This window comes from Mesorhizobium sp. M0522 (assembly GCF_040321085.1).
GTDB lineage: Bacteria > Pseudomonadota > Alphaproteobacteria > Rhizobiales > Rhizobiaceae > Mesorhizobium.
The window spans coordinates 74,610-88,328 of sequence record NZ_JAMYQW010000012.1; the positions used below are offsets into that span (position 1 = coordinate 74,610).

General features: G+C 63.2%; 13 protein-coding genes. 4 read left to right on the top strand and 9 right to left on the bottom strand.

Features of this window, described 5'->3' with window-relative positions; genetic code table 11:
• Window positions 1-30: 30 nt before the first annotated feature.
• From tatC to NKI58_RS15655, 9 genes are all read right to left on the bottom strand, one after another.
• Window positions 31-894, bottom strand: coding sequence for a twin-arginine translocase subunit TatC (gene tatC / locus NKI58_RS15615; RefSeq protein WP_023678927.1), 864 nt, complete (start codon window positions 892-894; stop codon window positions 31-33).
• Window positions 891-1,577, bottom strand: a complete 687-nt coding sequence (gene tatB / locus NKI58_RS15620; protein ID WP_352786482.1) for a Sec-independent protein translocase protein TatB — start codon at window positions 1,575-1,577, stop codon at window positions 891-893. The genes tatC and tatB overlap by 4 nt, the downstream gene beginning before the upstream one ends.
• A gap of 28 nt (window positions 1,578-1,605) precedes the next feature.
• A complete protein-coding gene (locus NKI58_RS15625; RefSeq protein WP_352490594.1) occupies window positions 1,606-1,827 on the bottom strand; it encodes a twin-arginine translocase TatA/TatE family subunit in 222 nt (73 codons plus the stop codon).
• A gap of 178 nt (window positions 1,828-2,005) precedes the next feature.
• On the bottom strand, window positions 2,006-2,785 hold the full coding sequence (scpB, locus tag NKI58_RS15630) for an SMC-Scp complex subunit ScpB (protein WP_352451389.1): 780 nt from the start codon (window positions 2,783-2,785) through the stop codon (window positions 2,006-2,008).
• Window positions 2,782-3,582, bottom strand: a complete 801-nt coding sequence (locus NKI58_RS15635) for a segregation and condensation protein A (protein WP_023678931.1) — start codon at window positions 3,580-3,582, stop codon at window positions 2,782-2,784. The genes scpB and NKI58_RS15635 overlap by 4 nt, the downstream gene beginning before the upstream one ends.
• Window positions 3,583-3,640: 58 nt before the next feature.
• Complete coding sequence (gene nagZ, locus NKI58_RS15640) at window positions 3,641-4,660, bottom strand: beta-N-acetylhexosaminidase (protein ID WP_352697803.1); 1,020 nt, start codon at window positions 4,658-4,660, stop codon at window positions 3,641-3,643.
• A 116-nt stretch (window positions 4,661-4,776) separates the two neighbouring features.
• Window positions 4,777-8,403 carry an SPOR domain-containing protein gene (locus NKI58_RS15645; RefSeq protein WP_352824413.1) on the bottom strand — a complete coding sequence of 1,209 codons (3,627 nt, stop codon included), beginning with the start codon at window positions 8,401-8,403 and terminating at the stop codon, window positions 4,777-4,779.
• 103 nt (window positions 8,404-8,506) lie between these two features.
• Complete coding sequence (argS, locus tag NKI58_RS15650; protein WP_352786480.1) at window positions 8,507-10,264, bottom strand: arginine--tRNA ligase; 1,758 nt, start codon at window positions 10,262-10,264, stop codon at window positions 8,507-8,509.
• A gap of 61 nt (window positions 10,265-10,325) precedes the next feature.
• The gene (locus tag NKI58_RS15655) at window positions 10,326-11,540 is read right to left on the bottom strand and encodes a deoxyguanosinetriphosphate triphosphohydrolase (protein ID WP_352454504.1); all 1,215 of its coding nucleotides are present in this window, start codon (window positions 11,538-11,540) and stop codon (window positions 10,326-10,328) included.
• A gap of 73 nt (window positions 11,541-11,613) precedes the next feature.
• Here NKI58_RS15655 and erpA point away from each other — a divergent pair, with 73 nt between their 5' ends.
• The 4 genes from erpA to xth are packed head-to-tail and all read left to right on the top strand — an operon-like array spanning window position 11,614 to window position 13,695.
• On the top strand, window positions 11,614-11,961 hold the full coding sequence (gene erpA / locus NKI58_RS15660) for an iron-sulfur cluster insertion protein ErpA (protein WP_254818314.1): 348 nt from the start codon (window positions 11,614-11,616) through the stop codon (window positions 11,959-11,961).
• 37 nt (window positions 11,962-11,998) lie between these two features.
• Window positions 11,999-12,478, top strand: a complete 480-nt coding sequence (locus NKI58_RS15665; protein WP_352786479.1) for a hypothetical protein — start codon at window positions 11,999-12,001, stop codon at window positions 12,476-12,478.
• 2 nt (window positions 12,479-12,480) lie between these two features.
• Complete coding sequence (locus NKI58_RS15670; protein WP_352754825.1) at window positions 12,481-12,870, top strand: VOC family protein; 390 nt, start codon at window positions 12,481-12,483, stop codon at window positions 12,868-12,870.
• Window positions 12,871-12,900: 30 nt separating this feature from the next.
• A complete protein-coding gene (xth, locus tag NKI58_RS15675) occupies window positions 12,901-13,695 on the top strand; it encodes an exodeoxyribonuclease III (protein ID WP_352786478.1) in 795 nt (264 codons plus the stop codon).
• Window positions 13,696-13,719: the final 24 nt, after the last annotated feature.

A 13,719-nucleotide genomic window follows, 5' to 3' on the forward strand; every position in this document is an offset into this window, starting at 1 on the left:
GCAAAAAAATGCTGCCCGCTTCAACCGAACCTACGTCGAAGACGCGTCCGCCGGCTTTTCGGCCACCTCTTCGGTGGCGTCCTGCTTTTCGCGGGCCACACGGTCGCGCTCCTTGCTGCGTTCGATCAGCCGGGCCGACCAGATCGAGACCTCGTAGAGCAGGATCGTCGGAATGGCGAGGCCGATCTGGCTCATCGGGTCGGGCGGCGTCAGCACCGCCGCCACGACGAAGGCGATGACGATCGCCCATTTGCGCTTCTCGGCCAGGGCCGTGGACGACAGCATGCCGACCCGCGTCATCAGGCTTGTCACCACCGGCAGCTGGAACACCAGGCCGAACGAGAAGATCAGCGTCATGATCAGGCTGAGATATTCGGACACTTTCGGCAGCAGCGAAATCTGCACCTGGTCGTTGGTGCCGGTCTGCTGCATGGCGAGGAAGAACCACATCACCATCGGCGTGAAGAAGAAATAGACCAGCGATGCGCCCATCAGGAACAGGATCGGCGAGGCGATCAGGAACGGCAGGAAGGCGTTGCGCTCGTTTTTGTAGAGGCCGGGCGCGATGAATTTGTAGATCTGCGTGGCGATCAGCGGAAAGGCGATGACCATGCCGCCGAACATGGCGAGCTTGACCTGGGTAAAGAAGAACTCCTGTGGCGCCGTATAGATCAGCTCGACCTTGTGCGGGTCGAGCCCGGCCCATTGGGTCGCCCATCTGAACGGAATGACCAGAAGGTTGAACAGCCGCTTGGCGAAAAAGAAGCAGACCAGGAAGGCAACAAAAAAACCGCCAATCGACCAGATCAGCCGCCGGCGCAACTCGATCAGGTGCTCCATCAGCGGAGCCGATGATTTTTCTATCTCGTCCTTTTCCTTGTCCGAAACGCTCACTTGGCGGCTCCCGCCGTTTTCCTGGCGGCCGGCTTCTTCGTTGCTGACGCCGGCTTCTTCGCTGCTGACGACTGCGCTTTTTGCTCAGCTTTTGCGGCAGCCTTTGGCGCAGCAGTCTTTGCCGGCTTGGCCGGGACGGCGGCCGCGGCTTTCGCGGACGCTGGCTTCTTCTTTGCCGCAGGTGCTTTTTTCGGCACGGCCGCTGCAGCCGTTTGCGCCTGCACTGCCGGCGCCACGACGGACTCGTCCGTCATCGCCGGAAAGATCGGCGTGGCCGGCGTCGGCTCCGGCGGGCTGACGCCCGGCATCGTCGTTGCGCCGTTCTTCAGCGGCTCGGCTGTCTGCTCTGTCGAAGCGGCGGCATCGACGGCCGGCTTGGGCTTCATCACGGCATCGACGCCGGAACGGACATCGGCGGCGGCCTGCTCGAATGGATTGAGCTGCTTCCTGATCTCAGCCGCCGGATTGAGGCTTCTCAGCGAATCGACCGACTTCTTGACGTCGTCGAGCTCGGCTTCCTTCAACGCATCGTTGAACTGCCGCTGGAAATCGGACGCCATGCTCCGCAGCTTCGCCGTCGTGCGGCCGAAGGTGCGCAGCATGTTGGGCAAATCCTTGGGCCCGACGACCACGATCATGACGATCGCGATCACCAGCATCTCGGTCCAGCCGACTTCGAACATGGCTATACGTTCCGACTAAAGTTTGGGCTCAGCTTTTGCTGGCCTTTTCCTTCGGTACCGAAACGGTTTCGTCGGCACGGTGTTCAACGGTACGCTTGTCCTCGGCAGTCTCGTCGTCCGCCATGCCCTTCTTGAAGCTCTTGATGCCCTTGGCCATGTCGCCCATCAACTCGGGGATCTTGCCGCGGCCGAACACCAGCAGCACGATCACCAGAACGATCATCCAGTGCCAAATCGAAAATGAACCCATAGCAAATCTCTCTCGAACGGTTTCCCAGACGCTGATCTATGCGCTTTCGGGTTCGGATTCAAACAGAACTGCGACAGAGTTCATGAATGAGTGGCCGAAGTCACGCACTTTCGGCACGGCGGCCCGCTACCAATCGGCGCAGTTCCATCCTGCATGTGGCTTTAAGATGGCGCTCGGCTCAATCTTCCGTGACGCGCGGCGTCAAAAGGCCGAGTTCTTCGAGGTCGATGTCGGTCAGCGGATCCTCGTCGTCGGTGAGCGCATCGGGGTCGGCCGGCGGCAGCGGCACCGAGAAATTCGACGGCATGCGGCCGGACAGCAGTCCCGCACCCTTCAATTCCTCCATGCCGGGGAGATCGCGTATCTCCTCCAGTGCGAAATGGTCGAGGAAAATGTCGGTCGTGCCATAAGTGACGGGACGGCCGGGCGTGCGACGCCGGCCACGCATCCTCACCCATTCGGTCTCCATCAGCGTGTCGAGCGTCCCCTTCGACGTCTCGACGCCGCGGATGTCCTCGATCTCGGCGCGCGTTACCGGCTGGTGGTAGGCGATGATCGCCAGCACTTCGAGGGCAGCGCGGGACAGCTTGCGCTGCTGCACCGTGTCACGGCTCATCAGGAAGGCGAGGTCGCCGGCGGTGCGAAAGGCCCAGGCATCGCCGACGCGCACCAGATTGACGCCGCGCCGCGCATAGATCTGCTGCAGTTCGGCCATTGCCGCGGCAATGTTGATGCCGTCGGGCAGTCGCGAAGTGAGCTGTTTTTCGCTGACCGGCTCGGCGCTGGCGAATACGATCGCCTCGGCCATCCGTACGGCCTCCGCCATATGCAGCCGCTCGCCAGGATTCCGCGACAAATTCTGCCCCTGATTTTGTGCCGGGTTTTCGGCGACCGCGCCTTGCTCGGCATCGTCGTCGACCTTGAACGGAATGACCGAAGCGTTGGCGCGTTCGCTCATGGTGTTACCTCGACTATCTTGATGGCCTGGGCGCGGCCGCGCAGATAAAGCGGCGCGAACACCTGGTCCTGCCGCATTTCCATCTTGCCTTCGCGCACCAGTTCCAGCGTCGCCGCAAACGAGCTGGCAACCGCGGTGCGCCGCTCTTCCGGGCCGGCCAGATATTCGACCAGGAAACTGTCGAGCGCCGTCCAGTCGCGCAGCGACCCGATCAGCCTGGTCAGCACGTCGCGCGCATCCTTGAGCGACCACACGCCGCGCCTGGCAATCGTCACATTGGTTATTGCCTGCTTCTGGCGCTGCTGGGCATAGGCGGTCAACAGGTCGTAGAGCGAGGCCGAATAGGCATTGCGCTTCTCGACGATCACCATCTCCGGCATGCCGCGTGCAAACACGTCGCGTCCGAGCCGGTTGCGGTTGACCAGCCGTGCCGCCGCGTCGCGCATCGCCTCCAGCCGCTTCAGCCGGAACTGCAGCACTGCCGCCAGTTCCTCGCCGCTTTCGCCTTCGTCGCCGGGCTGCTTGGGGATCAGGAGCTTCGACTTGAGAAACGCCAGCCACGCCGCCATCACTAGATAGTCGGCGGCAAGCTCCAGTCTCAGCGCCCTCACCTTCTCGACGAAGGCCAGATACTGTTCGGCCAGCGCCAGGATCGAGATGCGCGACAGGTCGACCTTCTGATTGCGGGCAAGATGCAGCAGAAGATCGAGCGGACCTTCGAAGCCGGCCACATCGACGACCAACGCCGGATCGCCGGTCAGCCGAGAATCGTCGTTCTCGGCCCACAAGCGGTCCATCGGTGCGGCCTTGCCGGCCTTCAGGTCCAATGTTTCCGCCACTTCGCTTCCTTTGATGCTAGGCCACCGCGTCGAAATAACTGGCAAATTCGGCCCGAATCTCGGTCTCGTCCGCCACGTCACGGTTCCTGATATAGGTCAGCGCCCGCTCCGCGCGCTCAAACGACTTGCCTTCCAGCCCGGTCGTGCGCGATGCAATGCCGGCCATCTCCTCGAACACGCCGTTGCAGTGAAGGACCAGATCGCAGCCCGCCGCAAGGATAGCGGCCGCCTTTGACGGGAAATCCCCAGAAAGTGCCTTCATCGAGGTGTCGTCGCTCATCAACAGCCCGTCGAAGCCGATTTCGTCGCGGATGATCTTTTCGATGACCTTGCCGGATGTGGTGGCCGGGTTCTTCGGGTCGATCGCGCTATAGACGACATGCGCCGTCATCGCCATCGGCAAATGGTTGAGCTCCCTGAACGGGGCAAAATCATGCCGCTGCAAGTCGCCGATCGAGGCGTCGACGGTCGGCAGTTCGAAATGCGTATCGGCGAAGGCCCTTCCATGACCGGGAATATGCTTCATCACCGGCAGCACGCCGCCCGCCATCAGGCCTTCCGCCGCGGCGCGACCCAATTCGATGACGGCGCGCGGCTCCTTGCCATAGGCGCGCGCGCCGATGACGTCGCTGGCGCCCTCGATGGGCACGTCGAGCACCGGCAGGCAATCCGCCGTGATGCCGTAGCGCAGCAGGTCGAAGGCATGCAGCCGCGCCATCAGCCATGCGGCACGGGTGCCGGCGTCATGGTCGTCGCGCCACAAGGCGCCGAGTGCACCGGCAGCCGGATAGTTCGGCGCCAGCGGCGGCCGTAGGCGCTGCACCCGGCCGCCCTCCTGGTCGATGAACACCGGCGCATCCGCACGCCCGACGCAGTCGCGCATCGCGGCGACCAGATCGCGGATCTGCTCGGTCTCGCCGATATTGCGCGCAAACAGGATGAAACCCCACGGGCATTCGTTGCGATAGAAACGGATCTCGTCGCGGGTCAGTGATTTCCCGGCGCAGCCGAGGATCATGGATTTTGATTCGGTCATGCGGAACAGTTTAGAGCTTCGCGCCGACAAAGGGAATCGCCCGCAATTGCCTTCAGAGGTTTCCGTTCACGCAAAAAAGCCGGCGCGGACGCCGGCTTTTCGAGAGGTTTTGGTGCCTAGTGGGACACGAAGCAATTGCCGCCGGCAGCCTTGTAGCTGGTGCACAGTTTGATCGCCTCGTTGCGAGACTGCGCCGGAACGCGGACGCGGTAGAAGGTGCCCTTGCCGGCGATCTCGGCCCTGACGATGTTGGCGGTGCGGCCGGAAAGCACGCTGCCGTAACGGCGCTGCAGATCCTGGTAAGTCGCCTGGGCGCTTTCGACTGTCGGCTGCGAAGCGATCTGTATCGACCACGAACCAGCCCCGGCCGCGGCCGGATCGATGGAAGCGACCTGATCGGGCTTGACCTCGCCGACCACGTCGACCGGCTGGTCGGACGGGCGCTGCGGCGCCACCGGAACCGTGGCCGGGGTGCTGGCGGACTGCTTGCTGGCTGACGCCTGGGCCTTGGCTTCAGCCTTTGTGTCGGGCTTGGGCGCCGGCTGCAGCTTGGAGGTTTCGGCCTGATCGCCGCTCGCCTGATCGCCACTCGGCTGGTCGCCAATCTTCGGATCACTTGTCATTTGGTCGATCAGGGGCACGGTGCCGGTCTGCGCGGCGGCGTCGGCCTGGGCCGACGGAGCCACGTGCTGCGGCGCCGGATCGGCCGGCTCGGCAGCAGCCATCTGCGGGGCGGCAGGCGCCGGATCCTCGCGCGCCACCAGCGAACCGTCAGGTTTCACGACCATGGTCCGCACCTTGCGCGGCGCAACGGCGACGATCTCGGGGGTTGCACCCTTCTCGGCCTCCTGCAGAACCTGCGCGATGCGATCCTCGGACTTGGGCGCCGGTGCGGCGGCGGTTTCGGTAGCGCCAGCCACATTGGCGCCAAGCGCGCTGGAGTCAGACGCGTTAGTGCCAGGCGCATTGGTGCCAGACCCGTCGGTGTCGGACGCCACGGTGCCGGGCGCGTCGATATCGTCCGCGGCATCGGGGTCATTGGGCGAAAGATCGACGACGCGGCTCTCCGGTTCGTCGGCCTTCAGGTCCACAGGCTCTTCGGTGTTGGTGACCAGCTTCTGCTGAACCGGCTCGGCGGGCTTGGCGCCCTTGACCACAGCGTCATAAACCTTGTTGTCCTGGTTCGGCACGACGGTGCCGCCTGGATTTTCCGGCTTGATCTTGATCGGCCTGTTGTCGGCCTTGACGATAACCGGCGCATCGCTGCCGCTCTTGCCGCCGAGGGTCAACGCAAAGGCGCCAAGGCCTCCGGCGATCGCCACGGCGCCGACCACCGCTCCTATCAGCAGCCCGCGCCTGCGCGGCTGCCTTTCGGCCCCGCGTTCGGCAAGGCCCGGAACCGACATCTCCTCGTCCAGTTCGGGATCGTAGTCGAGCTCATCGAAGGTGAAATCGTCGGCTTGCGAAACCGGTTGGCCGCCAGGCAATGGGCCCAGATCGAAACCGTCCGCTGCATCCGCATAGGAAGCGGCTGCCGCGCTGACAGGGGCTTCCACAGGCTTGGCGCCATAGGCGCGCGTCTCGCTACGATCTTGCTTATAGCCAGACGCGAAGCCGGCATCGTATTCATCGTCATAGCCAGCACTGCGCACCGGGGCAGGCGCTATATCCGTGGCATTCATTTCGGTGAGAAGGCTGGCAAAATCGGCATCGAGATCGTCGTAGGCGGGCGCCACCGGCTCGTCATCGTCGAAGTTGAGCTCCGGAATGTCGAGATCGTCCGCCAGCGCCACGACGCGCTCGGGCACGTCGACCGTCTCGACATCGGGCATCTCGTCATAAGCGGAAGGCTGTTGATGCGAGCTTGGTGCAGCTTCCGTGTAGGCGGGCCGATCTTCATAGGATGGCCTCTCTTCGACCTGTGCGGCCCGATAGGACGGCGTTGCAGCCGGCTGCGGCGCTGGTGCCGGACGCGCCGAAGCCACCGGCTGGCTTGCAAAGGCAGGCTGAGGCTGTGCGACCGGCGTCACGCGGCTCCACGAGCGGGCCGGCTCGGGCGGCGTGGCGCGTGTCGTCAGCCAGTTCAGCGCATCGAGCGGGTCTTCTTCGGCAGCAGCTGCCGCACTCTTGTCGGCCGAGTCATGATCCAGGCCGATATTCCTGGCGAAGTCGGCATCGAGCGCATCGCTGTCGAGATCATCCGCGGGTCCGGCAGCGGCTTCAACACCGAAATCCTCGCCTTCAAGCTCATCGAGGAGGACACTGCCAAGTTCGGCGTCATCGGCGGCACTGGACTGCGGCGGCTCAGCGGGCTCGTGCTCGTCGAGTTCCCAATCCAGCTCGTCGACAGCATGCACCGGTTCGTTGGCGACGTCTTTGACCGCCGCCATTGGCTGTTCAGCGGCCACTGCTGGCTTCTGAATTACCGGCGCGATAGGCTGCTGAACAGCCATCACGGGCTTCTGGGCAGTCTGCTGGGCAGTCTGCGGGCTTGTCTGAGGTTCGTTGACCGCTTGTGCCGGCCGTGTGCTCATCGCACCGAGCAGCGCGTTCAGTTCGTCTTCCAGGCTGCGTTCCTCAGCCACTGGGGCCGTCGGGACGACAGCGGCCGGCGCCACTGGTTCGGCCGCAACCTGCGCCACGGGCTCTTCGGCTTCCTCCGCAGGCGCATCGTCGAAGCTCAGATCGACATCGTCGTCGAACGCCGCTTCAGCGGCCGTGCCGGAAAGCCGGGCGGCCTCTGGGTCTTCGATAAACTCTGGTTCTTCGATTTCGGCAGGCTCGTTCGGGCGAACGTCGAAGTCCATGTCGACATCGGCCATGGCATCATCGAAATGGCCGGCAAGGTCCTCATCGGCCGAAACCGCCTCAACCGGCGATGCCGGGGCGGCGACGTTTTCCGCCGGCTCATGCTCGTCGAACATCAGCTCGTCTTCGAGCGAACTTGCCACGGCATCGTCGAACTCGTCATCGAACGCAGGCGCGGCCGCTTGCGCGGCGGTTTCAACGGCGACGGTCTGCTCCATCGGCTCATGCTCTTCGAGCATCAGCTCGTCTTCGAGCGAACTTGCCACGGCGTTGTCGAACTCATCGTCGAAGGCGGGCTCGTCGACCGGCTCGATCGCCTCGGCTGCGGCCCTGGGTTCATCCTCGCCGGTCACCGCGATCTTGGCCGTCACATCGTCGTCGTGCCGAAAATCCTGGTCGATAGAGGCGGCAAGTTCGTCGTCACTCGAAAGGTCGTCCTCGAACGGCGACACGTCTTCGAGCGAGCCGGCGACGGCGTTATCGAACTCGTCGTCGAACTCCGGCTCGACAGCGGGAGCGAACGCCCTTTCGGGGGCGGAGGCAATTTCGTCGGCGGCAACAGGAGTAGCCGCAACAGGAGCAGCATCATCCGCCGCACTGTCGTCGAACGCGAAATCCTGTTCGAACGAGGCAGCAAGCGCGTCCTCCATTTCGTCGGCGGCGGCCGGTTCGGGTGTCGGCTCGCGAAGCTTGGCAGGGGAAGCATTGTCATTGGCGTCGGCGCCGAATTCGCCCATCAACTCCTTCTCGAGATCGATCTCGAAATCGCCCTCGTCCACCGACGGTTCGGCGGCAGCGGTTTTCGGCTGGGCCGGCGTTTGCGGTTTGACCGGCTGGCGTGGGTCGAACCCCATGATCCTGGTCAGTTCCGCGAACGGATCATCGTTGGCGATGTCGTTGTGGTCGGCTGCTCTCAGATGGGTTCTGTCTGCCATTATTGTTCCCGAACTCGCACTCATTCGGACGCCATGGACGTCGCGTAGGGTTGGCCCTTACCAGCGCAATGTGGGCAAAAGGTGACAGGTTTTTTACTCAAACCTAACGCATTTCGGTGGGCGCATTGGCTCCGATCAGCGTCAGGCCGGACGTCAAAATGTCCGAAACAGCCTGCACCAGCCCTAGTCTGGCATGCGTCAATTGTCGGTCGTTAACCTTAACAAAACGTAAGTCGGGATTATCGGTGCCCCGGTTCCAGTGTCCGTGGAAGCTGGAAGCGAGTTCGTAGAGGTAAAATGCCAGCCGGTGGGGCTCGAGCGCGAGGGCCGCGGCTTCGATCAGCCGAGGATATTCGGCGAGCTTCCTGATCAGGCCGATCTCCCCCTCATCGGTCAGCAAAGCCACTTCGGCGGCCAGCTGGTTGCGGTCGAACATGGCCTCGCCCAATTGCTCGCTCGCCTGCCGGAATACCGAATGGCAGCGCGCCGAGGCATACTGCACGTAGAACACCGGATTGTCCTTCGACTGCTCGGTCACCTTGGCGAAGTCGAAGTCGAGCGGCGCGTCGTTCTTGCGGTAGAGCATCATGAAACGGATCGGGTCGCGGCCGACCTCCTCGACCACTTCGCGCAAGGTCACGAACTCGCCCGACCGCTTCGACATACGTACCGGCTCGCCGGCGCGAAACAGCCTCACCAACTGGCAAAGCAGCACGGTAAGCTTGACCTCGTCGCCGGCAATCGCCCGGGCAAGCGCTTCCAGCCGTTTCACATAGCCGCCATGATCGGCGCCAAGCACATAGATCAGGTCGACGAAGCCGCGATCGACCTTGTCCTTGAGGTAAGCGACATCGGCGGCGAAATAGGTGAAGGTGCCGTCCGACTTGACCAGCGCCCGGTCCATGTCGTCGCCGACCGCGGTCGAGCGGAACAGCGTCTGCTCGCGGTCCTCCCAGTCGTCCGGCTTCTCGCCCTTGGGCGGCGGCAGCTTGCCCTTGTAGATGTGGCCCTTCAGCGTCAGGTCGCTGATCGCCGAGCGTATCTTGCGGGCGTTGTTCGCATGCAGCGTCCGCTCGGAAAAGAAGACGTCGTGATGCACGTTGAGCAGCGCCAGATCCTCGCGGATCATCGCCATCATCGCATCGATCGTCCTGTCCTTGACGATGGCAAGCGCCTCTTCGTCCGGCATCTGCAGCAGGGAGCGGCCGAATTCGCTGGCCAGCGCCTGACCAACGGGGATCAGATAGTCGCCTGGATAAAGCCCGGCCGGAATGTCGCGGATCTCATCGCCGAGCGCTTCGCGGTAGCGCAGCATGACTGAGCGTCCGAGCACGTCGATCTGCGAACCGGCATCGTTGATGACGTATTCCTTGGTCACGTCATAACCGGCGAAGGCCATCAGATTGGCCAGCGCGTCGCCGACTACAGCACCCCGGCAATGGCCGACATGCATCGGGCCGGTCGGGTTGGCCGAGACATATTCGACATTGGTTTTCTTGCCGCCGCCGATAGTCGAGCGGCCATAGTTGCGGCCTTCGCCGAGCATCGCCGTCAGATGCGCCTGCCAGAAGCCGTCCTTGAGCCTGAGATTGACGAAGCCCGGGCCTGCGATCTCGGCGGCCGCGATATCCTCGTCGGCGCGCAGCGCCTCGGCCAGCCTTTCGGCCAGCGCACGCGGGTTCTGGCCGGTCGGCTTGGCCAACACCATGGCTGCGTTGGTCGCGAGATCGCCATGGCTGGCATCGCGCGGCGGCTCGACGGCGATGCGCGACAGGTCCGGCGACACGCCATCCTTGTCTTTCAAATCAAGCGCTTCGACGGCCTTTATGATTCGCGCGTTGAAATCGGCGAAGATGTTCATTGCTGTGGCTCTGACGGTTTTGCAGGGATCCGGCTCGTTGGCCGGCAAAATCGCGCCCGCCCTAGCTCAAATCCGGCGTATGGTCAAACAAACGCCTGTGTTCCTTGAGTGCATAAGTGTCCGTCATGCCGGCCAGGAAATCGGCAACACTGCGCGCCTTGACGCGGTCCTCTGCCCGGTCGAGCCCTTCGCGCCAGCCATCCGGCATAGCGCGCGGATCGGCGAAATAGACGTCGAACAGGTCCCTGACGATCTGGTCGGCATCGGCGCGCACCCGCATGACCTCCGCATGCCGGTAGAGGTGCTTGTAGAGAAAGGCCTTCAGCTCCTTTTCCAATACGGCCGTCTCGGCGGAGAAGCTCACCATCGGCTCGCCGGCCGCCCTTACCGCTTCGGCGCTGCCGGGCTTGATGCGCGCCAGATTGGCTGTCGTCGAGACGATCACGTCCTCGACCATGATAGTGATCTGCCGGCGCATCAGCTCGTGGCCGGTGCGTACGTCATCGAGCGCCGGATAGCGCTGACGCACGCCCTTGAGGATCGACCCCGGCAGCGAGACGCCCTCCAGCATATCCAGCGTCAACAGCCCTGCCCTCAAGCCGTCATCGATGTCGTGGGTGTTGTAGGCGATGTCATCGGCAATCGCCGCACACTGCGCCTCGATACCAGCGAAGCGGTCGAGCTCGAGGTCGTGCAGTTCGGAATAGTCGCGGATAGCCTGCGGCACCGGCCCCTTCAGCCCTTTGCCCTTGGCATCGGTCAGCGGGCCATTGTGCTTGACCAGCCCCTCCAGCGTTTCCCAGGTGAGGTTCAGCCCATCGAACTCGGCATAGCGCCGCTCCAGCCGCGTCACCACACGCAGCGACTGCGCATTGTGGTCGAAGCCGCCCCAGGCGGCCATCTTCTCGTTCAGCGCGTCCTCGCCGGTATGACCGAAGGGCGTGTGGCCGAAGTCGTGCACCAGGGCCACCGCCTCGGCCAGGTCCTCGTCGCCGCGCAGCGCCCGCGCCAGAGCGCGTGCGATTTGCGCGACCTCGATCGAATGCGTCAGCCTCGTGCGGTAATGGTCGCCTTCGTGTGCGACGAACACTTGCGTCTTGTGCTTCAGCCGGCGGAACGCCGTCGAATGGATGATGCGGTCGCGGTCGCGCTGGAACGGCGTGCGCGTCGGGCTTTCCACCTCGTCGAACAGCCGCCCGCGCGACTTCGCCGGGTCGCTGGCATAGGCCGCGCGCGGCCGATAGCCGAATCCGATGTCGCCCAACTCGTTGGTCATAGCGTATGCCGCAGTTGACTTGCCCCGTCGCGCTTCATACCTATCATACGAAACCGAATGCAAGGTGACGCCCATGGGCGCTGATGCCAAGACCGCCATGAAAGTCGAGATGACCGACGCCGCCGCCAGGCGGATCGCCAAGATTGTGGCGAGCGAAGCCGGTAAGACGGCCCTGCGCGTTTCGGTCGAGGGCGGCGGCTGTTCCGGCTTCTCCTACAAGTTCGACCTGGTCGACAGGCGCAATGACGACGACGTCGCCATCGAGAAGGACGGCGCCACCGTGCTGATCGACGACCTGTCGCTGGTCTATATGGGCGGCTCGGTGATCGATTTCGTCGACGATCTGATGGGCCAGTCGTTCCAGATCAGAAACCCCAATGCGGTCGCCTCCTGCGGCTGCGGCACCAGCTTCAGTATTTGAAAATATGAAGCCGCTCCTCGAGGGCCTTGAGGATCCGATGACGGTCCTTGTCGCCCGCGAGATAGAAGCAATTTCCGATGTCGATATCGTTGGTTGGGCCAACCGTCACAAGGCAGCTCGGGTCTACGCAGACGACGCTGACTATGTGCGGCTCGTGCGGTGCAATCCGCGGAATGCCGTTAATCTTGCGAAAGCTCATGGCCATTTGAGGTCGCTGATCGCCCGGTGTTTTCCCGATTTCAACGACAAGTCCGATGAAGCCAAGGAAATAGCACGTAAGCTGTTCCTTCGACGCATTCGGACTTACCTTGACGGCGACCTGGAACCCTATCAGGTCTGCCGTATGGTGTCGCCGATTGAGGACAAATACGATTTTCCACACTGGCTTGGAGACCTTTACAACGGCTGCGATTGGATGGACGAGAATGCAACGCGCGAGCAGGCATCGCACCTGCGATGGATGATAGAGCAAATACTCGCGGAAAATGCCGAACCCCAACCTTTCGGGAGTAAATGAGCATGCGCCGTGTCGGCGCGGTCCGTCAGGTCGCGCTTTCCGCCGGGCGCGACCTCGATGCGACGCTGGCGTTCTGGCGCGAGGTGCTCGGCATGAACCTGCATGCGCGTTTCGATCCGCCGGGCATCGCCTTTATCATGGCCGGTGACGTGCGCCTGCTTTTCACCGACGGCCTGCCTGCCGGCACCGTCTATCTCGACATATCGGGCCTCGACGAGTTCCACGCTTCGGCAAGGGCCGCCGGTGTTCCCTTCACCGCGCCGCCGGCGCTCGTCCATCGCGACACCGAAGGCCTGTTCGGCCAGGCGGGGGAAAGCGAATGGATGGCCTTCCTAAAGGACCCGGCAGGCAATACGATCGGCCTTGTCGAACGTCATCCACCGGATAGCTAGTCTCCGGATCACCAGCCTATCGAGGCCGCCATGAAAATCGTCACCTGGAACATCAACGGCGTTCGCGCCCGCATCGGCAATTTGACCCATTGGCTGACGGAAAGCGCGCCCGACATCGCCTGCCTGCAGGAGATCAAGACGGTCGACGAGCAGTTTCCCCGCGCCGAGATCGAGGCGCTCGGCTACAATGTCGAGACTTACGGCCAAAAAGGCTTCAACGGCGTCACCATCCTGTCGAAGCTGCGTTTCGACGAGGTCAATCGCGGCTTGCCGGGCGACGATGCCGACGAGCAGGCGCGTTTCATCGAGGGCGTGTTCTCGACCGACAAGGGCGCCTTGCGCGTTGCCTCGATCTATCTGCCGAACGGCAACCCGATCGACGACGAGAAGAAGTTCTCCTACAAGCTTTCCTGGATGGCGCGACTTGAGCGCTGGGCCGAGGAGCGGCTTGCACTGGAAGAGCCGCTGGTCCTGGCCGGCGACTACAATGTCATTCCCGAGCCGATCGACGCGAAATATCCGGAAAACTGGCTAAGCGATGCGCTGTTCCAGCCCGCGACGCGGCAGGCGTTCCGGCGGCTGAAGAATCTCGGCTTCACCGAAGCCGTGCGTGCCGTCACCGACGCCCCGGATATTTTTACGTTCTGGGACTATCAGGCCGGCGCCTGGCAGAAGAACAACGGCATCCGCATCGACCACCTGCTTCTGTCGCCCGAAGCCGCCAACTGGTTTTCCTCGGCTTCGATCGAAAAACAGGTGCGCGCCTGGGAAAAACCCTCCGACCACGTGCCGGTGGCGATCGATCTGGCGCTGCAGCCGGCCTGACCGCAGCTGCTGTCCGGCGGCACA

What these genes read in the sequence shown, in the direction of transcription:
- tatB (WP_352786482.1), bottom strand. Translation starts at nt 1,577, where the DNA reads ATGTTCGAAGTCGGCTGGACCGAGATGCTGGTGATCGCGATCGTCATG.
- NKI58_RS15635 (WP_023678931.1), bottom strand. Translation starts at nt 3,582, where the DNA reads ATGGACCGCTTGTGGGCCGAGAACGACGATTCTCGGCTGACCGGCGAT.
- NKI58_RS15655 (WP_352454504.1), bottom strand. Translation starts at nt 11,540, where the DNA reads ATGACCAACGAGTTGGGCGACATCGGATTCGGCTATCGGCCGCGCGCG.
- scpB (WP_352451389.1), bottom strand. Translation starts at nt 2,785, where the DNA reads ATGAGCGAACGCGCCAACGCTTCGGTCATTCCGTTCAAGGTCGACGAC.
- NKI58_RS15665 (WP_352786479.1), top strand. Translation starts at nt 11,999, where the DNA reads ATGACGGTCCTTGTCGCCCGCGAGATAGAAGCAATTTCCGATGTCGAT.
- xth (WP_352786478.1), top strand. Translation starts at nt 12,901, where the DNA reads ATGAAAATCGTCACCTGGAACATCAACGGCGTTCGCGCCCGCATCGGC.
- nagZ (WP_352697803.1), bottom strand. Translation starts at nt 4,660, where the DNA reads ATGACCGAATCAAAATCCATGATCCTCGGCTGCGCCGGGAAATCACTG.
- NKI58_RS15670 (WP_352754825.1), top strand. Translation starts at nt 12,481, where the DNA reads ATGCGCCGTGTCGGCGCGGTCCGTCAGGTCGCGCTTTCCGCCGGGCGC.
- NKI58_RS15645 (WP_352824413.1), bottom strand. Translation starts at nt 8,403, where the DNA reads ATGGCAGACAGAACCCATCTGAGAGCAGCCGACCACAACGACATCGCC.
- erpA (WP_254818314.1), top strand. Translation starts at nt 11,614, where the DNA reads ATGGGCGCTGATGCCAAGACCGCCATGAAAGTCGAGATGACCGACGCC.
- argS (WP_352786480.1), bottom strand. Translation starts at nt 10,264, where the DNA reads ATGAACATCTTCGCCGATTTCAACGCGCGAATCATAAAGGCCGTCGAA.
- NKI58_RS15625 (WP_352490594.1), bottom strand. Translation starts at nt 1,827, where the DNA reads ATGGGTTCATTTTCGATTTGGCACTGGATGATCGTTCTGGTGATCGTG.